Raw genomic sequence first — 22799 nt, forward strand, 5'->3', positions numbered from 1 at the left:
GTCAGGCCCCGATCTCTCGCTTGGCGGCAGCGCGCTCGACGAGCTGCCGGATGACCGCGATCGCCACGATCACGATGAACAGGAGGACCGACGCGGCCGATGCGGCACCGAGCCGGTTGTCGGTGAAGCCGACGCCGGTGATGAGCTGCAGCGAGACCTGGGTCGAGATGCCCGGCCCGCCGTTCGTCATCAGGTAGACCTGGTCGAAGATCTTCAGGCTCGCGATGATCTGCAGCAGGACGACCAGCGTCGTCGTGCGGCCGAGCAGGGGGAGCGTGATCGACTTGATCTGCTGCCAGTTCGACGCACCGTCGACGGCGGCTGCTTCGTACAGTTCGCGCGGGATCTCCTGCAGACCGGCCAGGTAGAGCACGAAGTTGAAGCCGAGGGTCCACCACACGGTGGCGATCGCGACACCGATCATGGCCGTGTTCGGGCTCGACAGCATGCCGGAGCCGGGGGTCATGCCGATCGCCGACTGCAGGCTCGCCCACAGACCGGTGCTCGGCGTGAAGATGAACACCCAGATCAGCGAGATCGTCGCCGACGGCAGGATGAACGGCAGGAAGAACGCCAGACGGAAGAACCACTGCCCGCGGTTCATCCGGTTCGTCAGCACGGCGAACACGAACGCCAGGATGACGAGCGGCGGGGTCGTGTACAGCGTGAACTGCAGCGTGTGCCAGAGCGACGACCAGAAGTCGCTGCGCCCGAGCATCTCGGCGTAGTTCGCGAACCCGGCGAAGCTGCCGAGCCCGGTGCGGACGGTCGAGGTGTTGAAGAAGCTCGTGACGATCATCCAGACCGTCGGGCCGAGCAGGAAGGCCACGTAGAACAGGCCGAACGGGGCGAGGAACAGCCAGCCGCTGCGGCCCTGGCCGCGGTTCACGCTGGAGCCGTAGGAGCGGTTCCGGCGGAGACGCGGCGCGGTGGCCGCGTCGGTCGGCCGGTCGAGGACAGGTGCTGTGGTCACGTCATCGTGCCTTTCGCGCGGTGTTCACGGCGATCGCGGGGGTCGTCTGCCCGGCGTGGTCCGGCCGGGCTGTTGCGTGCCGGGTCACAGGGGGCTCGGGGTGTTGAGGTACGTCGCGAGCTGCGACTTGATGGCGCTGAGGGCCTGCGCGGGGGACGAGCTGCCCTGCTGCACGAGGGCGAGCTGGGCGCCCACCGTGCCCTCGAACGTCGAACCCGAACCGCCGTACCAGGCGGCGTCGTCGAACACGGCGGTCTCGGCTGCGGCCGCGTAGTTCGACTGGGGCGTGAGCTTCTTGTACGCGGCGCTGTCGAACGTCGGGATGTAGGCCGGCACGTGCCCGCCCTCGGCCCACGTCAGGCTCTGCTCGAGCATCTGCTTGATGAAGAGCATGTGCTGCTTGCGCTGCTCCGGCGTGCGGGCCTTCTTCGGCAGGACGAACGTGTGCGAGTCCGCCTGGGTCGCCGGCTTGTCGTAGAGCTGGGGGATCGGCGCCATGCCGAAGTTCAGGCCCTTGATCGACTGCGCGGTGCTGATCTCCCACTCGCCCTGCATGAAGAAGCCGGCCTTGCCGTCGAACATGAGCGACTGCGCGGTGGCGTAGTCGAGCGCCTTGTTCAGCCAGCCCTCCTTCACCCACTTCTGGGTGCGGCTCGTGACCTCGTTGTAGGCGTCCTCGTTGACGGTGAGCTTCGACCCGCCGTCGCTGATGAACGGGGTGGCGTCCTTCAGCTGGTTGTACATGGTCCAGAAGAAGCGCCACGGGGTGGCCGTCTCCGGCACCACGTTCGCGACGTTGAGCGCCGTGCCGCCGGTGACCTTCGCGACCGCGGCGAGGGCCTTCTCGAAGTTGTCCATGCCGTTGAGGTTGACGAGGTTGCCGTCGCCGTCGATCAGGCCGGCCTTCTTGCAGACGTCGACGTTGTAGAAGAGGACGAAGGGGTGGGTGTCGAGCGGGACCGCGATGTTGTTGCCGTCGGTCTTCTGCGCCGCCCAGGCCTTCTGGTTGAAGTCGGCGGCGCTCAGGCCGACGCTCGCCAGGTCGTCGGACGTGATCGGGTCGAGCAGGTCACCGTCCCAGAGCGGCTTCGCGCGGGTCAGGTGCGCGACCGCGACGTCCGGCGGCTTGTTCCCGACGGTCGCCAGTGTCAGCTTCGAGTAGTACGGGTTGCCCCACGCGAACGTGGTGCCCTGCAGCGCGCTCGAGCCGCCGTGCTGCTTCGCGTAGCCGTCCTCCATGGCCTGCATACGGACGCCGTCGCCGCCGCCGAACAGGTTCCAGAAGACGAGGGTCTCGGGGTTGAGTGCGCTGCCGGCGAGGCCGGCGGCGAGGGGGCTCGAGCAGGCGGCGAGCGGCAGGACGGTCGCGGCCGCTGCACCGGCGGCGAGGAAGCCCCGGCGCGAGAGGCGCGACGCGGGTGTTGCGGGTGGGATCGGCATGGCATCACTCCATCGGGATGGGCCGGGCTCGGGAACAGGGTCGGTGCTCCCGCCGGAGCATCGCTGCTCCGGACCCGGAGCACTGCTGCTCCGGACACGGAACGACCTTCCGGTGCTCCGTGAGCGCTCACATTAGCGCTCGCTCCCGGCATCCGCCACCCCTTTCGCGACGGCGTGGAACCCGGTAGCGTTTCGGTCAGGTGAGCGCTCACTTTCGTGACGGCCCGCTTCGGTTCCCGTCCGTGGCCCCACCCGCTCCCCGCACGAACCGCACTGCCACGATCGAAGGAGATCCATGCCCCGCACACACCTCGTCCTCGACGCCGCGTTCACCGTGGGGCCGGTGCGACGTCGCCTGTTCGGCGGGTTCGTCGAGCACCTCGGCCGCCACGTCTACGACGGCATCCACGAGCCCACCCACGAGACCGCCGACGAGCACGGCTTCCGCAAGGACGTCGTCGAACTCGTCAAGGAACTCGGCGTCTCCGCCATCCGCTACCCCGGTGGCAACTTCGTCTCCGGGTACAAGTGGGAGGACGGCGTCGGCCCCGTCGAGCAGCGCCCCCGCCGCCTCGACCTGGCCTGGCACTCGACCGAGACCAACGAGGTCGGCCTGCACGAGTTCCAGCACTGGCTCGACCAGGTCGGCTCGGAGCTCATGCTCGCCGTGAACCTCGGCACCCGCGGCACGCAGGAGGCCATCGAGCTCCTCGAGTACGCGAACATCGACGCCGGGACCGCACTGTCCGAATACCGTCGTTCGAACGGTCGCCAGGAACCCTTCGCCATCAAGATGTGGTGCCTCGGCAACGAGATGGACGGCCCGTGGCAGCTCGGCCACAAGAACGCCGACGACTACGGCAAGCTCGCCGCCATGACCGCCAAGGCCATGCGGCAGATCCAGCCCGACCTCGAGCTCGTCGCCTGCGGTTCCTCCGGGGCGTCGATGCCGACGTTCGGCGAGTGGGAGCGCACCGTCCTCGAGCACACCTACGACGACGTCGACTACATCTCCGCACACGCCTACTACGAGGAGGACGACGACCTGCCGTCGTTCCTCGCCTCGGGCGCCAACATGGACCACTTCATCAAGACGGTCACCACGGCCGCCGACCACGTCCAGGCGCAGAAGAAGTCCGACAAGCGCATCGACATCTCGTTCGACGAGTGGAACGTCTGGTCGATCAAGAAGTGGGAGGCGAAGGCCAAGACCTTCACGCTCGACGAGTGGCCCGTCGCCCCGCGTCTGCTCGAGGACGTCTACACCGTCGCCGATGCCGTCGTCGTGGGTGGCCTGCTCATCTCGCTGCTCCGCCACGCCGACCGCGTCGCCTCGGCCTCGCTCGCCCAGCTCGTCAACGTGATCGGCCCGATCATGACCGAGCCCGGTGGCCCGGCCTGGCGCCAGACGACCTTCTTCCCGTTCTCGGTCACCTCGCGCCTGGCGCAGGGTACCTCGCTGCAGGTCAAGGCCTCTGGTGACACGGTCGACGGCGGCAAGCACGGTGAGGTCCCGGTCGTGGACTCCGCCGCCACCGTGTCCGAGGACGGCAAGGCCGCGGTCTTCCTGATCAACCGCCACCCCTCCGAGCCGACGACGGTGACGATCGACCTGGCCGGCATCGGTGCGACGGGCGACGTCCACGCCGAGGGTGTCTGGGACGACGACCTGCACGCCGTGAACGACCTGGAGAACACCTCGCGCGTGGGGCTCCGCACGAACGAGTCGGTCCGCCGTGAGGGCGACACCGTCACGATCGAGCTCCCGCCGGTCTCCTGGACCGCCGTCTCGATCGGCTGACAAGGCGCCTCGGCGCACGCCACGGCGGGCGTCGAGTGAGCACAGAGGACGTCGGGCGCTCGCGCCCGACGTCCTCTGCTCGTTGCGGGGGCGCGGCGGGCGGCGCGAGCCGGGCGCGACTTCACGTGCTGGGCGACAGTTCACGCGGTGACGGGCGCGTGGACTGTCGCTGGGCCCGTGACGTGGCCCGCGCGGCGGCCGGGAGGGCCGTGGCGGCCTGGCACCGGGCCTCCCGTCCGGCATGTGGTTGCCAAAGCGACAGGTGGTCGGCAGTTAGCCGGGTCAGGTCCGCGAAACCGACAGTTCTCCACGGACGTTCGGCGCGGTTCTGTCGCTTTCGCGGAAAGGGCCGTGGCGTCGCGGCGCGGCGGCCGGGAGGCCCGTGGCGGCCTGGCACCGGGCCTCCTGTCCGGCGTGTGCGCGAGTTCACGTGCTGGGCGACAGATCACGGGGGCGTGCAAGCGTGAGGTGTCGGTGAGCGCGAAACGCGCGCCGCGTCAGCGCGCCGGCGGCGCCGCCGTGCTCGCGCGCTCGACGAGCCGCACCGGCACCAGGTCGGCCGCGACGCTGACCCGCTCGCCGTCGATCTGGGCGAGCAGGTTCGCGACCGCGCGGCGGCCGACCTCGTCGAAGGACTGGTGCACGGTGGTGAGCGGCGGCCAGAACGAGTCGGACTCGGGGGAGTCGTCGAACCCCACCACGCTGAGCGACGACGGCACCGGGCGACCGGACTCGTGTGCGGCGCGCAGGACACCGAGGGCGGTCTGGTCGTTCGCGGCGAACACCGCGGTGATCTCCGGCCGTGCGGCGATCTCGAGCCCGGCCTCGTAGCCGTGCTCGGTCGTCCAGCCGCCGCGGAACACCGGTGGGACCGGTCGACCGGCGCGTTCCAGCGTGTCCTGCCATGCGGCGAGGCGACGGGCGGCCGAGTACGACGACTCCGGACCGGCGACGTGCCAGACGGTCTCGTGGCCCAGGTCGAGCAGGTGCTGCGTGGCCTGCCGGGCACCGTCGGCCTGGTCGGTGTCGATCGCGGGGTGGTCGGTGCTGCCCGTGGAGTCGATGATGACCATCGGCACGCCGTCGGGCAGCACGACCTCGGCGGTGTCGATGATGTGCGACTCGATGATGATCACGACGCCGTCGACGGCCTGTTCGTGCAGGCGCGAGAACGCGGAGCGGACGCCCGCCTCGGTGCGCGACGCCATCGGCAGCAGGGTGATCGTGAAGTCGGCGACCCCGGCGGCGTCGGCGATCGCCTCGAGCGTGCGCATGTTGCCGAAGGACGCGAGCGTGAACATGATCACGCCGATGGTGCGGAAGCGGCCGGAGCGCAGGGCACGGGCGGCACGGTTGGGCCGGTAGCCGAGGGACTCCATCGCGCGCTGGACGCGGTCGCGGGTCTCCGGGCTGACGTTGTCGAAGCCCCGGGCGACGCGCGAGACCGTCTGCATCGACACTCCGGCGGCGTCGGCCACGGCGGCCATCGAGGGGGCGCGGCGGGTGCCGGCGGGGGACTCCATCGTCACGCTGGCGCTCCTTCCGGATCGAGGGGCCGAGCGGTCGGCCTCCCCGGACGCTAGCGCATGTTGACGTTGCCATGCTATCGTCGCGTCGTTCGATGTTGACGTCAACATCGGTGACCGCCCGGACACCCTGATCCGGCCCGGGCCGAGCCGCCGACATCGACCACCCGAACGCAGCAGACGAAGGAGTCACATGAGCACGCTCGCAGCGCGCCCCGGTGAGGCAGCACCGCGCCCCACCGCCGAGCGCCCGGCCGGCCGCCGCCCCAAGCCGCGGGGACGGCTCACCGGATGGCTGTTCGTCGGCCCGTTCGTCGTCGTCCTGGTCCTGATGCTCATCGTGCCGATCGGATACGCGCTCTGGCTCAGCCTGTTCCGCGACCAGCTCATCGGCGGCAACCAGTTCGTCTGGTTCGCCAACTACGTGCAGCTCTTCCAGGACGCCAAGTTCTGGTCCGGGTTCGGCCGGGTCGCGATCTTCCTGGTCGTCCAGGTGCCGATCATGCTCGGCCTCGCGCTCGTCGCCGCCCTCGCCCTGGACAGCGCCCGACTGTGGGGGACGAGCTTCTTCCGCATCGCGGTGTTCCTGCCCTACGCCGTCCCCGGTGTCGTCGCCGCCCTGATCTGGGGCTTCATCTACGGCAACCAGTTCGGTCTGACGGGCGCCGCGAACGACGCGCTCGGCATCGACCTGCTGCAGCCGTTCAGCCCGAGCTGGGTCCTGACGTCGATCGGCAACGTGGTCACGTGGGAGTTCCTCGGCTACAACATGCTGATCTTCTACGCCGCACTCCGCACCGTCCCCGGTGAGCTGTACGAGGCGGCCGAGCTCGACGGCGCCGGCCCGATGCGCACGGTCTTCTCGATCAAGCTCCCGGCGCTCCGCGGCCCGATGGTCATCGCCACGATCTTCTCGATCATCGGCAGCTTCCAGCTCTTCAACGAGCCGAACCTGCTCAAGACGCTCGCCCCGAACGTCATCGGCAGCGCATTCACCCCGAACATGTACGCCTACTCGCTGTCCTTCAGCGGTCAGCAGTTCAACTACTCCGCCACGGTCGCGATCGTGATGGGCGTGATCACCGCGGTGATCGCCTACGTCGTCCAGGTCCGCGGCACCCGCGAGGAGAACCGATGAGCACCATCCAGCACCCCGCCGGGCCCGCAGCGGCCACGGTGACCGAGGCGACCACGACGCAACGTGCGCCGCGCACCCGCTCGATCCGCGCCTCCAGGAAGGCAGACCAGCACGTCGACGGACGCAAGCCGAAGCGTTCCGGCCTGCTGACCGCGGTCATGGTCGTCTTCGTCGTGTACTCGTTCGCGCCGCTGTTCTACCTGCTCGTGAACAGCACGAAGACGCAGGCGTCGCTGCTCTCCACGTTCGGTCTGTGGTTCGGCGGGGACTTCAACCTCTGGCAGAACATCGTCGACACGGTGACGTACAACGACGGCATCTTCCTGCAGTGGTTCGGCAACACGCTGCTCTACGTCGTCGTCGGTGCCGGCGGGGCCACCCTGCTCGCCACCGTCGCGGGCTACGGCATGGCGAAGTTCCAGTTCCCCGGTCGCCGCGCGGTCTTCGCCGTCGTCCTCGGTGCCATCGCGGTCCCCGGCACGGCCCTGGCGGTCCCGACGTTCCTGCTGTTCTCGCAGGTCGGCCTGACCAACACCCCGTGGGCGATCATCCTGCCCTCGCTGATCAGCCCCTTCGGCATGTACCTGATCTGGACCTACGCGGTCGACGCGATCCCGGCCGAACTGCTCGAGGCCGCCCGCATGGACGGCGCCGGTGAGTTCCGGATCTTCTTCACCATCGCGCTCCGCCTGCTCGCGCCCGGTGTCGTCACCGTCCTGCTGTTCGCGGTCGTCGCCACCTGGAACAACTACTTCCTGCCGCTCATCATGCTGAGCGACCCGAAGTGGTACCCGCTGACGGTCGGCCTGAACCAGTGGAACGCGCAGGCCACCGGGTCCGGCGCGCAGCCGATCTACAACCTCGTCGTCACGGGATCGCTCCTCACGATCATCCCGATCGTGGTCGCGTTCCTCTTCCTCCAGCGCTTCTGGCAATCCGGCCTCGCGGCCGGGTCGGTCAAGGCCTGACCCCTCGGACGGGAGGCCCGTGGCGACCCCGCCCCTGTCCTCCGGTCCGGCACACAGCAGCACCACCCCCTCCACGAAGAAGTGAAAGGCACACCCATGAACAAGCGTCTCCGGCGCGGGCTCAGCGCCCTCGCCATCGGCGTCACCGCCGCGATCGCCCTCGCCGCGTGCGCCTCCGGCGGCTCCGGCTCCGGCGGATCGGCCGACGACATCGACAAGGCCCTGAAGGACGGTGGCACCCTGACCTACTGGTCGTGGACCCCGTCGGCGAAGGCCCAGGTCGCCGCGTTCGAGAAGCAGTACCCCAAGGTGAAGGTCAAGCTCGTCAACGCCGGCACCGGTGCCGACCAGTACACGAAGCTGCAGAACACGATCAAGGCCGGCTCGGGCGCCCCCGACGTCGCCCAGGTCGAGTACTACGCCCTGCCGCAGTTCGCCCTGTCCGAGTCGCTGCTCGACCTGTCGAGCTACGGGTTCGACTCGCTCGAGAAGGACTTCGCGAAGAGCACCTGGAGCTCGGTGTCGATCGACGGCAAGGTCTACGGCCTGCCGCAGGACTCCGGCCCCATGGCGCTGTTCTACAACAAGAAGGTCTTCGACAAGCACGACATCGCCGTGCCGAAGACGTGGGACGAGTACGTCACCGCGGCCAAGAAGCTGCACGAGGCGGACCCGAAGGCCTACATCGCGGCGGACTCCGGCGACGCCGGCTTCACCACGAGCATGATCGCCCAGGCCGGTGGCACCCCCTTCACCACCGACGGTGACAAGGTGACCATCAACCTGCAGGACGAGGGCACCAAGAAGTGGACGAGCACCTGGAACGAGCTCGTCGAGCAGGGCCTGCTGTCGAAGACGGTCGGGTGGACCGACGACTGGTACAAGCAGCTCGGCAACGGTGAGATCGCCACGATGATCACCGGCGCCTGGATGCCCGGCAACCTGGAGTCCGGCGTCGCCCAGGCCTCGGGTGACTGGCGCGTCGCCCCGATGCCGACCTACGACGGTGGCACCGCCCAGACCGCGAACAACGGCGGCAGCGCCCAGGTCGTCATGAAGCAGTCGAAGAACCCGGCCCTCGCCGCGGGCTTCCTCAAGTGGCTGAACTCCTCGAAGGAGTCCACGAAGGTCTTCATGGAGTCCGGCGGTTTCCCGTCGACCACCGCTGACCTCGACTCGTCGGCGTTCCTCGACGAGAAGCCGGAGTACTTCGGCGGCCAGCAGATCAACAAGGTGCTCGTCGACGCGTCGAAGTCCTCGGACAACGACTTCACCTACCTGCCCTACCAGGTGTACGCGAACAGCGTCTACGCCGACACCGTCGGTCAGGCGTACGAGAACGGCACCTCGCTCGACGCCGGCCTCGAGGCCTGGCAGAAGGCCCTCGCCAAGTACGGCAAGGACCAGGGCTTCACGGTCTCGTCGAAGTAGTTCGACAGCATCCCCGCGGGGCCGTGCGGACACGTCCGCACGGCCCCGCTCCACGCCCGGCCGGGCCGGCAACGAAAGAATGACACCATGCGCTTCGCCATCGGCGACACCGACTTCCTGCTCGACGGCGAGCCGCACCGGGTCCTGTCCGGCGCGATCCACTACTTCCGCGTGCACCCCGACCTGTGGGCCGACCGGATCCGCAAGGCGAAGCTGATGGGCCTCAACACCATCGAGACCTACGTCGCCTGGAACGCGCACGCGCCGTCGCCCGGGGTGTTCGACCTGTCGGGTGGACTGGACCTCGGCCGCTTCCTCGACCTCGTCGCCGCCGAGGGCATGCACGCCATCGTCCGCCCCGGCCCCTACATCTGTGCCGAGTGGACGAACGGCGGCCTGCCGTACTGGTTGTTCGCGGACGGCTCCGTGGGTGTCCGGCGCAACGAGCCCGGCTTCCTCGCAGCGGTCGAGACGTACCTGCAGCACCTGGCCCCCGTGCTGGTCCCGCGGCAGATCGACCAGGGCGGGCCCATCGTCCTGGTGCAGGTCGAGAACGAGTACGGCGCCTACGGCTCCGACCCCGAGTACCTGCGCGCACTCGAGCAGATGCACCGCGACATCGGGCTGACCGTCCCCTTCACGAGCGTCGACCAGCCGATGGGCACGATGCTCGAGGACGGCTCCCTGCCCTCGCTGCACAAGACCGGGTCGTTCGGCTCACGGTCCGCCGCCCGCCTCGAGCGCCTGCGGCAGGCCCAGCCCACCGGGCCCCTGATGTGCTCGGAGTTCTGGGACGGCTGGTTCGACAGCTGGGGCGAGCACCACCACACCACGCCGGCGTCCGCCAGCGCGGAGGACCTGGACGTCCTGCTCGCCGCCGGCGGCTCGGTGAACATCTACATGTTCCACGGCGGCACGAACTTCGGCTTCACGAACGGCGCGAACGACAAGGGCGTCTACCGCCCGATCGCGACGTCGTACGACTACGACGCCCCGCTCGACGAGGCCGGCCGACCGACGGAGAAGTTCCACGCCTTCCGTGCGGTGATCGCGCGCTACGCGTCCGTCCCGCCGCTGCCCGCGACGATGGAGCCGGGTGGGTCGGGTCGCCTCGGTCCCGTGGCCGCGTCCGGCGACGGCCTGGAGGCCCGGATCACCCCCGCCACGGACCTCGCCGTCCGTCTGGACCGCGTCGCGTCGCTCCGCTCCCTGCTGCCCACGCTCACGGCGTGGTCCGCGCACGACGAGCCGCCGACCTTCGACGCCCTCGGAGCCGCGAGCGGCTTCGTCGCCTACCGCGCCGAGGTCGACCTGCCCGCCGGAGGGGTACTGACCGTCGGCACCGAGGTGCGCGACCGAGCGATCGTGTCGGCCGACGGCGTCGTGGTCGGGCTCCTGGAGCGCGAGCACCACGACCGCGCCATAACCCTGCCGCCGGTGACCGGCACGCTCGAGCTCCTCGTCGAGGACCAGGGCCGCGTCGACTACGGCGTCCGCATCGGCGAGCCGAAGGGCCTGATCGGCGGCGTCTCCATCGACGGCGTCCCGGTGGCCCGGTGGACGGCGTCGCCGCTCGCCCTCGACCCCATCGCACCGGCCACCGTGACCGCGCTGTCCGAGGTCGCTCCGACCGGCGGCGAGGTGCTCGCCGGGCCGACGTTCGCAGCTGGCTCGTTCGACCTCGACACCGTGGACGACCGGTACCTGTCGCTCGACGGGTTCCGCAAGGGTGTCGCCTGGGTCAACGGGTTCTGCCTCGGTCGGTACTGGTCGCGAGGCCCGCAGCGGACCCTGGCGATCCCGGGGCCGGTGCTCCGCCACGGTCGCAACGAGCTCGTCGTGCTCGAACTGCACGCCGCCGCGTCCCGCACCGCGTGCCTGCTCGTCGAGCCGGACCTGGGTCACACCGAGGCGTAGTCGCGCGCCCTGGTCGAACCGGGCGTCCCTGGTCGAATCGGGCGTCCCTGGTCGGAAGTTTCGACCAGGTACGCCCGATTCTGCTTTCCACCGCGGGCGTCATGGGACGTTTCGGACCTCGCGAGCCGCCGCCCACGCTCGAACTTCGAGGAGTGCCTCGCGTCGCCACCGCCAGAGCGGAGCGAACTTCGTGCCGTCGTCCTCCCGTGCCCGGGTCAGCAGCCAGATCTGCCGTCGGTGTTCGGCCCCGTGGTCGTCGCGCCACTCGACGAACGCGTCGTCGAGCACCGCGGTGATCCCCGCACGCGGGGCGGTCCAGGACGAGAGGAAGCCGGAGTACCGGAGGGTGTCGTCGCACAGGTGCACGGCGACGCGTCGGAGCCTGGCCGTGGCCCAGGTCCCGCCGGCGATGAAGGCGACACCGAGGATGAAGACGAACACCCGCGCCGATGCTCCCGGTACGAAGGCCACGCCCGCGAGTGCGACTCCGGTCCCGATCATCACCGGGCCGAACACGATGAGGTTCAGGATGCGATCCAGGCGCGGTGGACGGATCGTCGTCACGGCAGAGCGTCCAGGTCGGCGAGGGCCTGCTCAGCATCGGCGATCCGGTCGGCCTCGGGGCGGGTCCACCACTCGGGGCCGCGTTCGCCCAGGCCGTGCTTGGCCAGGCCGTTCCGGTGCCGCGCCGCCGCCAGGGCCTCGTCGTCGCCCGCGCGCTTCGCGGTCTTCACGGCGTTGCGCCCGCGCCCCAGGTGGGAGCGGAGCGCGGCGGCGAGTTCCTCGGGCAGGACGGGGTCGGTGCGGCGCCAGCGTCGGCCGTCCACGACGAAGAAGTGGTCGTCGGGTTCGGCGGTCATGGTCCGAGTCTGCACCGTCGGTGGTTCCGGGTAGACAGGAGCCGATGAGCCACGAACGCGTCCGCCCGATGCTCGACGTCCGACGCATCTACGCCGAGCCGGCCGCCCTCGAGCTGCAGCGTGGGCAGGAGATCGTCGGGCGCTGGCCGGACGCCGAGATCGTCCCGGTCGAGTCGCACTGGAACATCCCCGAGGTGCACGGCGACGAACGGAACGTCCAGCGCTGGGTGCGGATCAAGACCGAGGCGCTCGTGCTCGGCGTGAAGAAGTCGTTGGTGACCCGGCCGAACGGTCGCTCCGCCGACTTCATCGCACCGTCCACCGCGAACGGCTGCGCGATGGCGTGCGCCTACTGCTACGTGCCGCGGCGCAAGGGCTACAGCAACCCGGTCACCGTGTTCGCGAACATCGACCAGATCACCAAGCACGTGGCGCGAAACATCGCCAAGCAGGGGCCGAAGACCGAACCGAACCAGTGCGACCCGGAGTCCTGGGTCTACGACATCGGCGAGAACAGCGACTGCTCGGTCGACGCGATGATCAGTGACAACGTCCGCGACCTCTGTGACCTGTTCCGGATGACGCCGACGGCCAAGGCCTCGTTCGCCACCAAGTACGTCAACCGCGATCTGCTCGACTGGGACCCGATGGGCCGGACCCGGATCCGCTTCTCACTGATGCCGCACGAGACCGCGAAGGTCACCGACATCCGTACGAGCGCGATCGCCGAGCGGATCGCCGCGGTGAACGACTTCGTCGACGCCGGGTACGAGGTCCACCTGAACTTCTCGCCGGTCATCCTCACGCCGACGTGGGAGTCAGACTGGGCCGAGATGCTCCGGCAGGTCGACGACGTGCTGTCCCCGGCCGCCAAGGCGCAGCTCGCGGCCGAGGTGATCTTCCTGACCCACAACCAGCCCCTGCACGAGGTCAACCTCGGGTGGCACCCCAAGGCCGAGGACCTGCTGTGGCGTCCGGACCTGCAGGAGCAGAAGGTGTCCCAGAACGGTGCCGTGAACGTGCGCTACCGGTCCGGCATGAAGGGGCAGCTCGTCGAGCGCTTCCGCGAACTCGTGGCCGAGCACCTGCCGTCCTGCCGGATCCGGTACGCCTTCTGACCGGCGGCCTGCCCGATCAGGGGATGAGCCGGTCCGCCCGGTACCGGGCGAACAGGTCCGCGAAGGCCTGCTCGGTCCGGCGGAACGCCGTGAACCCGGCGTCGCGGCTCTTCCCCATGTCGGTGACGACCTCCATCGCACGACCGAGGTCTGCGTCGGTGTGCCACCACGAGGCGAGCCGGGAGATGTCGGCCTCGGCGAGACCGTGGCGCTCGGCGATGCCGGCCCACTCGGACTCGTACGGCGCCATCTGCTCCTCGAGCGGTCGCGGAGCGTCCTCGTACCCCACGACGCGCGCGGGGTCGACACCGAGGTGCGCGGCCAGGCGCGGCCACATCCAGCGCCACCGGAAGACGTCACCGTTGACGATGTTGAACGGCTCGTCCGCACCCTCGGGTGACGTCGAGGCCCACACCATGTGCTCGGCGAGGATGCCGGCGTCGGTCATGTCCGTCAGGCCGTTCCACTGGGCCTCGCTTCCCGGGAACACGAAGTCCAGGTCGAGTTCCTTCGCCAGCGTGGCCTGCACGGCGAGTGTGAGGCCCATGTTCATGGCGTTGCCGACCGCGTGCCCGATCACGGTGTGCGAGCGGTGCACCGACCAGGTGAACCCCTGGCGCTCGGCTGCGGCGAAGAGCTCGTCCTCTTGCGCGTAGTAGAAGTTCGGGGTGTCGAGGCGCGGCTCCTCCTCGTGGAAGGGGGTGTCGGGCATCTCGCCGGCGGCGTACGCCTCGAACGGGCCGAGGTAGTGCTTCAGGCCGGTGACCAGGGCGACGTGCTCGAGCGGAGCGTGCGACAGCGCCGCGAGCAGGTCGCGGACCATGCCGCCGTTGACGCGGATGTTCTCCGCCTCGGTGTCCTGCCGCTGCCACGCGGTGAAGAAGACGTGCGTCGGGCGTTCGTCGGCGAGTGCGGCCGCCAGGCTCTCGGGGTCGCGCAGGTCGGCCGCGACGGTCCGGACACCCTGTTCGGCGAGCGGTCGGCGGGAGAGCGCCGTCACGTCCCAGCCCAGGTCGAGCAGGTGGCGCACCAGGGCGGAACCGGTGATGCCACTGGCTCCGACGACCAGGGCTTCGCGGCGGGCAGAGGTCTGTTCGGTCGATCCGGTTGCAGTCATCCCTCGATGCAACCGACGTTGGACGACACGTGTTCCCTCCCCGCGTCCCGGCGACTGGCCTGTGTACACAAAGACGCACCACTTGTACCGTTGAGCGGTACACTCCTCGCGGAGGAACCAACATGCAACTCGTGCAACCACTCGCCACGCTGCTGGGGGCCACGCAGGCCGACGCGCTCCGCGTCCTCGCCCGGACCGATTCCGGCTTGACCGGACGCCAGGTGGCGCGGGTCGCGGGCGCTGCGCAGCACACCGGCATCAAACGCGCGCTCGACAAGCTCGAGGCAGCAGGGCTCGTTCAGGTCGAGCGTGGTCTCCAGCACTCTGCCTACCGGGTCAACCGGGAACACCTGCTCTGGCCAGCGGTGGAACTCGGCCTCGAAGCAGGCGACGAACTCGAACGTCGGATCGGCGCCTACGTCGAGTCGGCGGAGGCCGGGGTCCTCTCGGTTTCGATCTTCGGGTCAGTCGCGCGGGGCACCGCGACGCCGGCGTCCGACCTGGACCTCCTCGTCGTCTTCGAGCAGACCGTCGACACCGACGTCGTCGTCCGCCTCGGTGACCTCGTCCGGCGGTGGACCGGCAACGAGTGCCAGGTCTTCGACGTGACCCGCGCTGATCTCCGTCGGTTCGTGGCCGAGGGAGACCCGCTCGTCGGGTCGTGGCGAGAAGAAGCCCGAACAGTCTTCGGCGAGGAGATCAGGACGTACATCTGATGGGCGCCCGCGTGCGCGCCGTCGACCGGGCCGCAGTCGCGATGCGCCGCGACGAAGCGCAGGCCTACCTCGAGGTCGCGCTCCTCTCCGTCGAGTCCACGAGTCACGCGGACTGGAAGGCCGCCTGTGCGAACGCTGTGCTCGGCGGGATCGCGGCGTCGGACGCGATCTGCGGTGCGATCCTCGGCCACCACCACCTCGGCGACGACCACGCCGCCGCTCGTCGGCTGCTCGACACGGCCTGCGCACCGGACACCCGACCCGGCCTGCGCACCGGACACCCGACCCGGCCTGCACTTCAAGCGCCTGACCGATGAGAAGACGAACTTCCAGTACTCGACGTCGCGTGTGACCCAGGAGAAGACACGGGCGCTGGTGACCGCGCTCGAACGGCTCATCCGAACGGTTCACGAGCACACCTGAAACAGGCGCGCCGCGACCCGGATCACCGCGGACGGCGGATGCGGATCGGGCCCTTGGCGGTCGACGGCTCGACGACGGACCCGCCCTGGGTGATCTCGACCTCGCCGCGCGCGACCATGCGGCGGGCGGCTCGACGTGCGGGCTCCATCAGCGGTCGCCAGTCGTCCGGGTCGAGTGAGCGTGCGACCTCGGACGGGCAGATGCTCGAGGTCCGTGCCCGTGCCGCGAGCAGTTCGTCGATGCGCTGCTCGAGGGCCCGGTCGGTGTCGTCGAGACCGTGTCGGCGGCAGGCTGCCGAACACCACTTCGCCTCCGGCGCCGCCGAGGACGGCATCCGTCGCCCGCACGAGGCGCAGGTCCGTTCGGCGTGTGCCGACTCCGATGCCGACGCGTCGGCTTCCGTCCTGATCGCCCGTCCCATGGCCCCATCCTCGTCCTGCTCGGCAGGGCGGCACACAGCGACCACGCACACGGTCCAGGTGCGCCTGGCAGCATCGGAGCGGTGAACCCCGACACCGCCCCCGCCCGTCCGTCCGAGCCGGCCTGGGTCCAGCACGTGATGTGGTGGCACGTCTACCCGCTCGGCTTCGTCGGCGCCGAGGTCCGCCCCGCGTCACCGGTGGGGGAGCGTCCGCTCGAGCACCGTCTCGACCGCCTGACCGGGTGGCTCGACCACGTCGTCGACCTCGGTCTGAACGGTCTGTTGCTCGGCCCGGTGTTCGCGAGCTCCACCCACGGGTACGACACGGTCGACCACTTCCGCATCGACCTGCGCCTGGGCGACGACGCCGACTTCGACGCCCTGGTCACCGCGGCGCACGAGCGGGGCGTGCGGGTGCTGCTGGACGGGGTGTTCAACCACGTCGGGCGTGAGCACCCGGCGTTCCGTGCGTTGTCGGACCAGGGCCCGGAGGCGCCGACCGCCGACCTGTTCGCCATCGACTGGTCCGGGTGGCAGCCGGGGCAGCCCGTGCCCGTCGGACTGTTCGAGGGCCACGACATCCTCGTCGCGCTCGACCACGACAGCCGTGCCACCGAGGACCTCGTGGTGCAGGTCATGACGCACTGGCTGGCCCGCGGCGTCGACGGTTGGCGGCTCGACGCGGCGTACGCGGTGCCGCCGGCGTTCTGGGCGCGGGTGCTGCCGCGGGTGCGGGAGCGGTTCCCGGACGCCTGGTTCAGCGGCGAGGTGATCCACGGCGACGCGGCGGCGATCGCGCGCGACTCGACGATGGACTCGCTGACCCAGTACGAGCTGTGGCAGGGGATCTGGCACGGCATCGCGGACCGCAACGGCCACGAGCTCGCGCACGCGATCGAGCGGCACGACGCGCTGCTGGCCACCTTCGCCCCGACGACGTTCGTCGGCAACCACGACGTCACCCGGATCGCGAGCGCGGTGGGGGAGCGGTTCGCCGGGCACGCCGCCGCGGTGCTGTTCACGGTGGCGGGGACCCCGGTGGTCTACGCGGGCGACGAGTACGGCTGGACCGGGGTGAAGGAGGAACGCGAGGGCGGCGACGACGCGGTCCGCCCGGAGTTCCCGGCCGAGGTGCCGGAGCCGACGGACCTGACCCACGCGTACGAGGCGCTCATCGCCCTGCGTCGCCGGAACCCGTGGCTGCACCGCGCACACACCGACGTCGTGCACCTGACCAACACCGCCGTGGTGCTGCGGACCGCGACGGCGGATGCCGCCGTGGTGACCGCCCTGAACCTGTCGGACGAACCCGTCGAGGTGCCCGTGGCCGACGCGACGCAGGTCGAGGCGGGCGGGGCCGATCTCGGGGACGGGACCCTGCGCCTCCCGGCCGGGGGTTGGGCCGTCCTGTCGCGTTCGTGAGCAGAAACGGTCGGGTCCCCATCGAGGACCCGACCGTTTCTGCGCACCAAGCGAACGCGCGAGCACGCGAACGCGCGCACGCGCACGCGCACGCGTACGACGCTACTTGCGCGCGGACGCCGCCCGGCGCTTGTTGAACACGTCGAACGCGACGGCGGCGAGCAGCACCAGACCCTTGATCAGGGACTGGAACTCGGTGCCGACACCGAGGATCGACATGCCGTTGTTCAGCAGACCGATGATGAGACCACCGACGATGGCTCCCGGCACCGTGCCGATGCCACCGGTGACGGCCGCGCCACCGATGAACACGGCGGCGATGGCGTCGAGCTCGAAGCCGTTGCCAGCGCCCGGTGCCGCCAGGTTGAGCTGGCCGGTGAAGACCACACCCGCCAGGGCCGAGATGACACCCATGTTGACGAAGAGCAGGAACGTGACGCGCTTCGTCTTCACACCCGACAGCTGCGCGGCCAGGGCGTTGCCACCGATCGCGTAGATGTGGCGGCCGAACACCGCGCTCCGCATGACGACCGAGTAGATCACCACGAGGGCGCCGAGCACGACGAGCACGATCGGGGTGCCGTTGTAGCTGGCGAGCAGGAGCGCCACGTAGATCACGAGCACGGCGCCGAACGCCGTCTTCACGATGAACCAGGCGAACGGCTCGCTCTCGAGCTGGTACTTGCGACGCGTGATGCGACCGCGGAACGCGGCGATCACCATGACGGCCGCGGCGGCGAAGCCGAGGATCATCGTGAGCGGCTCGTACCCGGTGGTGCCGAAGGACGGCAGGAAGCCGGAGCCGAGCGAGCGGAAGCCGGCGGGGAACGGCGAGATCTGCTGGTTCTGCAGGACGATCTGGGCCGCGCCGCGGAACGCGAGCATGCCCGCCAGCGTCACGATGAACGCCGGGATCCCGAAGTACGCGATCCAGAAGCCCTGCCAGGCGCCGACGAGTGCACCGACCACCAGGCAGAGCACGACCGCGATCGGCCACGGGATGTTCCACTGCGTGATCATCACGCCGGCCATGGCACCGGTGAAGGCGACCACCGACCCGACCGACAGGTCGATGTGGCCGGCGATGATGACCATGACCATGCCGATGGCCAGGATGAGGATGTAGCTGTTCTGGACGATCAGGTTCGAGACGTTGATCGGGGCCAGCGTGATGCCGTTCGTGGTCACCTGGAAGAAGATGACGATGACGATCAGCGCGATGAACAGGCCGATCTGTCGGAGCTGCCCGGTGAGGTAGCCGACGGCGGACTTAAGCGCGTTCATTGACAGGGGTCTCCCGTTCCTGGGTCATGTACTGCATGAGGACCTCGGGCGTCGCCTCGGCGCGCGGGACGTCGGCCGTGATGGTGCCCTCGGAGAGGGTGTAGATGCGGTCGCAGATGCCGAGCAGTTCGGGGAGCTCGGAGGAGATCACGATGACCGCCTTCCCCTGGTCGGCGAGCTGGTTGATGATCGTGTAGATCTCGTACTTCGCGCCGACGTCGATGCCGCGGGTCGGCTCGTCGAGGATGAGCACGTCGGGGTCGGCGTACATCCACTTCGACAGGACGACCTTCTGCTGGTTCCCGCCGGAGAGCTTCCCCGTCACGACGTCGACGTTCGGCGCCTTGATGTTGAGGCTCTTGAGGAACTGGGTCGCGACGGTGGTCTCCTCCGAGGAGTTCACGAAGCCCCAGTTGGCGAGCTTGCCGAGTGCCGACCCGGAGATGTTCCGCTTGATGTCGTCGATCAGGTTCAGGCCGTACCGCTTGCGGTCCTCGGTGACGTAGGCGATGCCGTTGTCGATGGCCTGCGAGACGGTGTGCGTCTTGATCGGGGTGCCGCGCTTGTAGACGGTGCCGCTGATGCCGGTGCCGTAGGACTGGCCGAAGACGCTCATCGCGAGTTCCGTGCGGCCGGCGCCCATCAACCCGGCGATGCCGACGACCTCGCCGGCGCGGACGTTGAGGTTGGCCTGGTGGATGATCTCGCGCGACGAGTCGAGCTGGTGGTGGACGGTCCAGTCCTCGATCCGCAGCAGTTCCTCGCCGATGACGGGGTTCTCGCGCTCGGGGTACCGGTTCGACAGGTCACGGCCGACCATCCCGCGGATGATCCGGTCCTCGGACACGTCGTCGGCCCGCATGTCGAGCGTCTCGATGGTCTTGCCGTCGCGGATGATCGTGACCTTGTCCGCGATCGCCTTGATCTCGTTGAGCTTGTGGCTGATGATGATCGCCGTCATGCCCTCGGCCTGCAGCGAGCGGATGAGCTCGAGCAGGTGCGCGGAGTCGTCGTCGTTCAGCGCGGCGGTGGGCTCGTCGAGGATGAGGAGCTTCACCTCCTTCGAGAGCGCCTTCGCGATCTCGACGAGCTGCTGCTTGCCGACACCGAGGTCGACGACCTTGGTGACGGGGTTGTCCTTCAGCCCGACGCGCTTGAGCAGCTCGGCGGCCGTCAGGTTCGTCTTGTTCCAGTCGATGAAGCCGCCCTTGGACTGCTCGTTGCCGAGGAAGATGTTCTCGGCGATCGACAGGAAGGGGCTGAGCGCCAGCTCCTGGTGGATGATGACGACGCCCGCAGCCTCGGAGTCGTTGATGTTCGCGAACCGCACGGGCTCGCCGTCGAGCAGGATCTCGCCGTCGAAGGAGCCGGCCGGGTAGACACCCGACAGCACCTTCATGAGCGTCGACTTGCCCGCGCCGTTCTCGCCGCAGATCGCGTGGACCTGGCCGCGCTCGACCTCGATCGAGACGCCCTGCAGGGCCTTGACGCCGGGGAACGTCTTGGTGATGTCCCGCATCTCGAGGATGGTGTCCGCCATGTGGACGCCTTTCCGTCGTGCGCGCGTGCGCGCGCTGGTGGAGACGGACTGGAGGCGCGGTGCGGGCTGGCACCGCGCCTCCGGTCCGTGAGATGGGCCTGACTACTTCAGGTCGGCTTCGGTGTAGTACCCGGAGTCCACGAGGACTTCCTTGTAGTTGTCCTTCGTGACGACCGTCGGCTGGAACAGGAAGGTCGGGACGACCTTGACCTTGTTGTCGTAGCTCTTCGTGTCGTTGACCTCGGGGTCCTTGCCGGTGAGCAGGTCCTCGGCCATGGTGACGGACTGCTTGGCGAGCTTGCGCGTGTCCTTGTAGATCGTCGAGTACTGCTGGCCGGCGATGATCGACTTGACCGAGGCGGCCTCGGCGTCCTGGCCCGTGACCGTCGGGAGCGGACGGTCGCTCGTGCCGTACCCGGCGCCCTGGAGCGCCGAGATGATCCCGATCGAGATGCCGTCGTACGGCGAGAGCACGCCGTCGAGCGTGGTGCCGCCCGAGTAGGACTTCGCGATCAGGTTCTGCATGCGGGCCTTGGCCGTGGCCGGGTCCCACTGCTGCGTCGCGGCCTGGGACAGCTCGTCCTGGCCGGACTGGATCTTCAGCGTGCCGTCCTCGAGGTACGGCTTGAGCGTCTTCATGGCGCCGTTGAAGAAGAACCCGGCGTTGTTGTCGTCGAGCGAGCCGGCGAAGACCTCGATGTTGAAGGGGCCCTTCTCGCCGGTCTTCTTGCCGTCCGCGTCGAGCACACCCAGGCCGGTGAGCAGGCTGTTCGCCTGGTCGACGCCGACCTTCTCGTTGTCGAAGGACACGTAGTAGTCGACGTTCTTGTTGCCCGTGAGCAGGCGGTCGTACGAGATCACCTTGATGCCGGCCTTGGCGGCGGCGTCGAGCTGGTCGGAGAGCGCGCCACCGTCGATCGACGCGATGATCAGGACCTTCGCGCCTTTGGTGATCATGTTGCTGACCTGCTGGGCCTGCTGCTGGACCTTGTTGTCGCCGTACTCGAGGTCGACCTTGTAGCCGGCCTTCTCGAGGTCGCTCTTGACGGCGTTGCCGTCCTTGATCCACCGCTCGGAGACCTTGGTGGGCATGGCGACGCCGACGAGGGCGCCCTTGTTGTCGCCGCTGCCGCCACCATCGGTGGACGCACGGCCGCCGGCCGAGCAAGCGGCCAGCGAGATCGCGATGCCGACGGCTGCGACGCCCGCGATGATCCTGCGCTTCATCATCGAAGTACCTCTGTTCCTTCGCGTCGTCCTCGACGCGGTCGGGTGCCGGGGCTGCTGTGCCCCGTGGGATGCGCTCGTGTGAGCGCTCACATCTTGTGGGTTCCGTGACGGGGTGTCAACTCAACACCGCCGTTTCGTGATCTTGCCGCGGCGACCGGACCGAGCGGTACGGTTGGCGCGTGAGCACCACGACCGCCCCCGAGGGCAGGGGCGGCAAGCGCCGGAAGGCCCCGACGATCTTCGACGTCGCCGAACGCGCCGGCGTGTCCCACCAGACCGTCTCCCGCGTGATCAACGGCGATCCGACCGTCCGCGAGCAGTTCCGGACGCAGGTCACCGACGCCGTCACCGAGCTCGGGTACCGGCCCCGCGCCGCCGCCCGGGCGCTCGCCGGTGGGCGGAGCAAGGCGCTCGGCATCATCACGGCCGGCGACGCGCTGTACGGCCCGTCGAGCACCTCGATCGGCTTCGAACGGGCGGCCCGCTCCGCCGGGTACCACGTGCTGCTGTCGACACTGCCCGAGGAACCGCGGCCGTCCGACCTGTCCGGGGCGCTCACCACGCTGCTCGCGCAGGACGTCGCCGCGATCGTGCTCGTCGCCGCCGACAACCGGGTGCTCGACGCCCTCGCGTCGCTCACCGTGCCGGTCACGGTGCCGGTCGTGGTGTCGAACGCCGTGCAGCGCGACGCCGTCCGGACCCCGGTCGCGCCGAGCGTCGCTGCCGTCGCCATCGACCAGGCGGCCGGCACCTCGCTCGTCATGCAGCACCTGTTCGACCGCGGACACCGCCGGATCGTGCACATCGCCGGGCCGCACGTGTCGCAGGAGTCCGAGGTGCGCCGCGCCACCTACGTGCGGATCATGCAGGACGCCGGGCTCGAACCCGTCGTGCTCGAGGGCGACTGGACCCCGGCGAGCGGCTTCGCGGCCGCCCGGCACATCGACGTGGGGACGGTCGACGCCGTCTTCGCGGGCAACGACCAGATGGCGCTCGGGGTGCTGCACGCCTTCGCCGACGAGGGGCTGCGGGTTCCCGACGACATCGCGGTCGTGGGGTTCGACGACGTCCCCGAGGCGGCGCACTTCACGCCGCCGCTGACCACCGTACGGCAGGACTTCCGGGCGATGGGGGAGCGGGTGCTCGACACCGTGCGGGCCCTGGTCGAGGGAGAGCCCCGCGATGAGACGCTGCTCGCGCCCGAGCTGGTGGTGCGGCGCAGCACGTAGCGCCCCCTCGCACGGTGCGGCGTTGTGCAGGTGGTGCGAGGTTCTTCCGTGCGCGGGCCCGCGGCGCACGGTGCGGCGTTGTGCGGCCGGTGCGAGGTTGATCGCTCGGTGCGGCGCTACAGTCCCGCACCGAGCGGCCAACCCCGCACCGACCGAGCGGCCGCGCACGGTGCGAGGCCGCGGCCAACCCCGCACCGGCCGAGGGGCCGCGCACGGTGCGAGACCGTGCACGACCCCGAGCTGAC

Annotated in this window: 20 protein-coding genes; 10 read left to right on the forward strand and 10 right to left on the reverse strand. The window is 69.5% G+C overall.

All coding sequences use genetic code 11. The features are described from left to right. Position 1: 1 nt before the first annotated feature. Positions 2-973: a carbohydrate ABC transporter permease gene (locus DEJ12_RS10135; protein WP_027466146.1), complete on the reverse strand. Its 972-nt coding sequence runs from the start codon at positions 971-973 to the stop codon at positions 2-4. Positions 974-1057: 84 nt separating this feature from the next. Then, positions 1058-2413, reverse strand: a complete 1356-nt coding sequence (locus DEJ12_RS10140) for an extracellular solute-binding protein (protein WP_111029909.1) — start codon at positions 2411-2413, stop codon at positions 1058-1060. A gap of 295 nt (positions 2414-2708) precedes the next feature. On the opposite strand from DEJ12_RS10140, the gene DEJ12_RS10145 reads away from it, so the two are divergent. Then, positions 2709-4214: an alpha-N-arabinofuranosidase gene (locus DEJ12_RS10145; RefSeq protein WP_110865198.1), complete on the forward strand. Its 1506-nt coding sequence runs from the start codon at positions 2709-2711 to the stop codon at positions 4212-4214. A 497-nt stretch (positions 4215-4711) separates the two neighbouring features. Here DEJ12_RS10145 and DEJ12_RS10150 read toward each other — a convergent pair whose 3' ends face one another. Next, a complete protein-coding gene (locus tag DEJ12_RS10150; RefSeq protein WP_181433062.1) occupies positions 4712-5737 on the reverse strand; it encodes a LacI family DNA-binding transcriptional regulator in 1026 nt (341 codons plus the stop codon). A gap of 196 nt (positions 5738-5933) precedes the next feature. Between DEJ12_RS10150 and DEJ12_RS10155 the strand changes: the two genes are divergently transcribed. From DEJ12_RS10155 to DEJ12_RS10170, 4 genes are all read left to right on the forward strand, one after another. Continuing rightward, a complete protein-coding gene (locus DEJ12_RS10155; RefSeq protein ID WP_071404236.1) occupies positions 5934-6878 on the forward strand; it encodes a carbohydrate ABC transporter permease in 945 nt (314 codons plus the stop codon). After that, positions 6875-7846 carry a carbohydrate ABC transporter permease gene (locus DEJ12_RS10160; protein ID WP_220034793.1) on the forward strand — a complete coding sequence of 324 codons (972 nt, stop codon included), beginning with the start codon at positions 6875-6877 and terminating at the stop codon, positions 7844-7846. The genes DEJ12_RS10155 and DEJ12_RS10160 overlap by 4 nt, the downstream gene beginning before the upstream one ends. Before the next feature lie 96 nt (positions 7847-7942). Continuing rightward, complete coding sequence (locus DEJ12_RS10165) at positions 7943-9277, forward strand: sugar ABC transporter substrate-binding protein (protein ID WP_181433059.1); 1335 nt, start codon at positions 7943-7945, stop codon at positions 9275-9277. 87 nt (positions 9278-9364) lie between these two features. After that, positions 9365-11194 carry a beta-galactosidase family protein gene (locus tag DEJ12_RS10170; protein ID WP_111029912.1) on the forward strand — a complete coding sequence of 610 codons (1830 nt, stop codon included), beginning with the start codon at positions 9365-9367 and terminating at the stop codon, positions 11192-11194. 99 nt (positions 11195-11293) lie between these two features. Here the strand turns inward: DEJ12_RS10170 and DEJ12_RS10175 are convergent, their stop codons facing one another. Beyond that, positions 11294-11758: a hypothetical protein gene (locus tag DEJ12_RS10175; protein WP_111029913.1), complete on the reverse strand. Its 465-nt coding sequence runs from the start codon at positions 11756-11758 to the stop codon at positions 11294-11296. Next, entirely contained in the window at positions 11755-12054 is a 300-nt protein-coding gene (locus tag DEJ12_RS10180) for a biopolymer transporter Tol (RefSeq protein ID WP_111029914.1), read from the reverse strand. Before DEJ12_RS10180 ends, DEJ12_RS10175 begins: the two co-directional genes overlap by 4 nt. Before the next feature lie 44 nt (positions 12055-12098). Here DEJ12_RS10180 and DEJ12_RS10185 point away from each other — a divergent pair, with 44 nt between their 5' ends. Beyond that, complete coding sequence (locus DEJ12_RS10185) at positions 12099-13172, forward strand: spore photoproduct lyase family protein (protein WP_111029915.1); 1074 nt, start codon at positions 12099-12101, stop codon at positions 13170-13172. Positions 13173-13188: 16 nt separating this feature from the next. Here the strand turns inward: DEJ12_RS10185 and DEJ12_RS10190 are convergent, their stop codons facing one another. Continuing rightward, positions 13189-14289 (reverse strand): SDR family oxidoreductase, encoded by a 1101-nt coding sequence (locus DEJ12_RS10190; protein ID WP_111029916.1) that lies wholly within the window; start codon positions 14287-14289, stop codon positions 13189-13191. A 122-nt stretch (positions 14290-14411) separates the two neighbouring features. On the opposite strand from DEJ12_RS10190, the gene DEJ12_RS10195 reads away from it, so the two are divergent. Together DEJ12_RS10195 and DEJ12_RS10200 are read left to right on the forward strand one after the other, a co-directional pair. Then, complete coding sequence (locus DEJ12_RS10195; protein ID WP_111029917.1) at positions 14412-15005, forward strand: nucleotidyltransferase domain-containing protein; 594 nt, start codon at positions 14412-14414, stop codon at positions 15003-15005. Next, complete coding sequence (locus tag DEJ12_RS10200; RefSeq protein WP_111029918.1) at positions 15005-15322, forward strand: hypothetical protein; 318 nt, start codon at positions 15005-15007, stop codon at positions 15320-15322. The genes DEJ12_RS10195 and DEJ12_RS10200 overlap by 1 nt, the downstream gene beginning before the upstream one ends. Positions 15323-15450: 128 nt before the next feature. On the opposite strand, the gene DEJ12_RS10205 is transcribed toward DEJ12_RS10200, so the two are convergent. Beyond that, complete coding sequence (locus DEJ12_RS10205) at positions 15451-15849, reverse strand: DUF3253 domain-containing protein (RefSeq protein WP_111029919.1); 399 nt, start codon at positions 15847-15849, stop codon at positions 15451-15453. A gap of 81 nt (positions 15850-15930) precedes the next feature. On the opposite strand from DEJ12_RS10205, the gene DEJ12_RS10210 reads away from it, so the two are divergent. Then, positions 15931-17271, forward strand: a complete 1341-nt coding sequence (locus DEJ12_RS10210) for an alpha-amylase family glycosyl hydrolase (protein WP_258370534.1) — start codon at positions 15931-15933, stop codon at positions 17269-17271. Positions 17272-17373: 102 nt separating this feature from the next. Here DEJ12_RS10210 and mmsB read toward each other — a convergent pair whose 3' ends face one another. The 3 genes from mmsB to chvE all read right to left on the reverse strand — a co-directional run bounded on the left by mmsB (position 17374) and on the right by chvE (position 21325). Then, positions 17374-18555 carry a multiple monosaccharide ABC transporter permease gene (gene mmsB, locus DEJ12_RS10215; protein WP_027466160.1) on the reverse strand — a complete coding sequence of 394 codons (1182 nt, stop codon included), beginning with the start codon at positions 18553-18555 and terminating at the stop codon, positions 17374-17376. Next, positions 18542-20095: a multiple monosaccharide ABC transporter ATP-binding protein gene (gene mmsA, locus DEJ12_RS10220; protein WP_027466161.1), complete on the reverse strand. Its 1554-nt coding sequence runs from the start codon at positions 20093-20095 to the stop codon at positions 18542-18544. The genes mmsB and mmsA overlap by 14 nt, the downstream gene beginning before the upstream one ends. 102 nt (positions 20096-20197) lie before the next feature. Continuing rightward, positions 20198-21325, reverse strand: a complete 1128-nt coding sequence (gene chvE, locus DEJ12_RS10225) for a multiple monosaccharide ABC transporter substrate-binding protein (RefSeq protein ID WP_111029920.1) — start codon at positions 21323-21325, stop codon at positions 20198-20200. Between the two features lie 179 nt (positions 21326-21504). Between chvE and DEJ12_RS10230 the strand changes: the two genes are divergently transcribed. Next, positions 21505-22554 carry a substrate-binding domain-containing protein gene (locus tag DEJ12_RS10230; protein ID WP_071404246.1) on the forward strand — a complete coding sequence of 350 codons (1050 nt, stop codon included), beginning with the start codon at positions 21505-21507 and terminating at the stop codon, positions 22552-22554. Positions 22555-22799: the final 245 nt, after the last annotated feature.

The sequence above is a fragment of the Curtobacterium sp. MCLR17_059 genome (genome assembly GCF_003234665.1).
GTDB classification, from domain to species: Bacteria; Actinomycetota; Actinomycetes; order Actinomycetales; family Microbacteriaceae; genus Curtobacterium; species Curtobacterium flaccumfaciens.

What these genes read in the sequence shown, in the direction of transcription:
- DEJ12_RS10205 (WP_111029919.1), bottom strand. Translation starts at nt 15,849, where the DNA reads ATGGGACGGGCGATCAGGACGGAAGCCGACGCGTCGGCATCGGAGTCG.
- chvE (WP_111029920.1), bottom strand. Translation starts at nt 21,325, where the DNA reads ATGATGAAGCGCAGGATCATCGCGGGCGTCGCAGCCGTCGGCATCGCG.
- mmsA (WP_027466161.1), bottom strand. Translation starts at nt 20,095, where the DNA reads ATGGCGGACACCATCCTCGAGATGCGGGACATCACCAAGACGTTCCCC.
- DEJ12_RS10160 (WP_220034793.1), top strand. Translation starts at nt 6,875, where the DNA reads ATGAGCACCATCCAGCACCCCGCCGGGCCCGCAGCGGCCACGGTGACC.
- DEJ12_RS10140 (WP_111029909.1), bottom strand. Translation starts at nt 2,413, where the DNA reads ATGCCGATCCCACCCGCAACACCCGCGTCGCGCCTCTCGCGCCGGGGC.
- DEJ12_RS10180 (WP_111029914.1), bottom strand. Translation starts at nt 12,054, where the DNA reads ATGACCGCCGAACCCGACGACCACTTCTTCGTCGTGGACGGCCGACGC.
- DEJ12_RS10190 (WP_111029916.1), bottom strand. Translation starts at nt 14,289, where the DNA reads ATGACTGCAACCGGATCGACCGAACAGACCTCTGCCCGCCGCGAAGCC.
- DEJ12_RS10170 (WP_111029912.1), top strand. Translation starts at nt 9,365, where the DNA reads ATGCGCTTCGCCATCGGCGACACCGACTTCCTGCTCGACGGCGAGCCG.
- DEJ12_RS10150 (WP_181433062.1), bottom strand. Translation starts at nt 5,737, where the DNA reads ATGGAGTCCCCCGCCGGCACCCGCCGCGCCCCCTCGATGGCCGCCGTG.
- DEJ12_RS10165 (WP_181433059.1), top strand. Translation starts at nt 7,943, where the DNA reads ATGAACAAGCGTCTCCGGCGCGGGCTCAGCGCCCTCGCCATCGGCGTC.
- mmsB (WP_027466160.1), bottom strand. Translation starts at nt 18,555, where the DNA reads ATGAACGCGCTTAAGTCCGCCGTCGGCTACCTCACCGGGCAGCTCCGA.
- DEJ12_RS10185 (WP_111029915.1), top strand. Translation starts at nt 12,099, where the DNA reads ATGAGCCACGAACGCGTCCGCCCGATGCTCGACGTCCGACGCATCTAC.
- DEJ12_RS10200 (WP_111029918.1), top strand. Translation starts at nt 15,005, where the DNA reads ATGGGCGCCCGCGTGCGCGCCGTCGACCGGGCCGCAGTCGCGATGCGC.
- DEJ12_RS10145 (WP_110865198.1), top strand. Translation starts at nt 2,709, where the DNA reads ATGCCCCGCACACACCTCGTCCTCGACGCCGCGTTCACCGTGGGGCCG.
- DEJ12_RS10195 (WP_111029917.1), top strand. Translation starts at nt 14,412, where the DNA reads ATGCAACTCGTGCAACCACTCGCCACGCTGCTGGGGGCCACGCAGGCC.
- DEJ12_RS10155 (WP_071404236.1), top strand. Translation starts at nt 5,934, where the DNA reads ATGAGCACGCTCGCAGCGCGCCCCGGTGAGGCAGCACCGCGCCCCACC.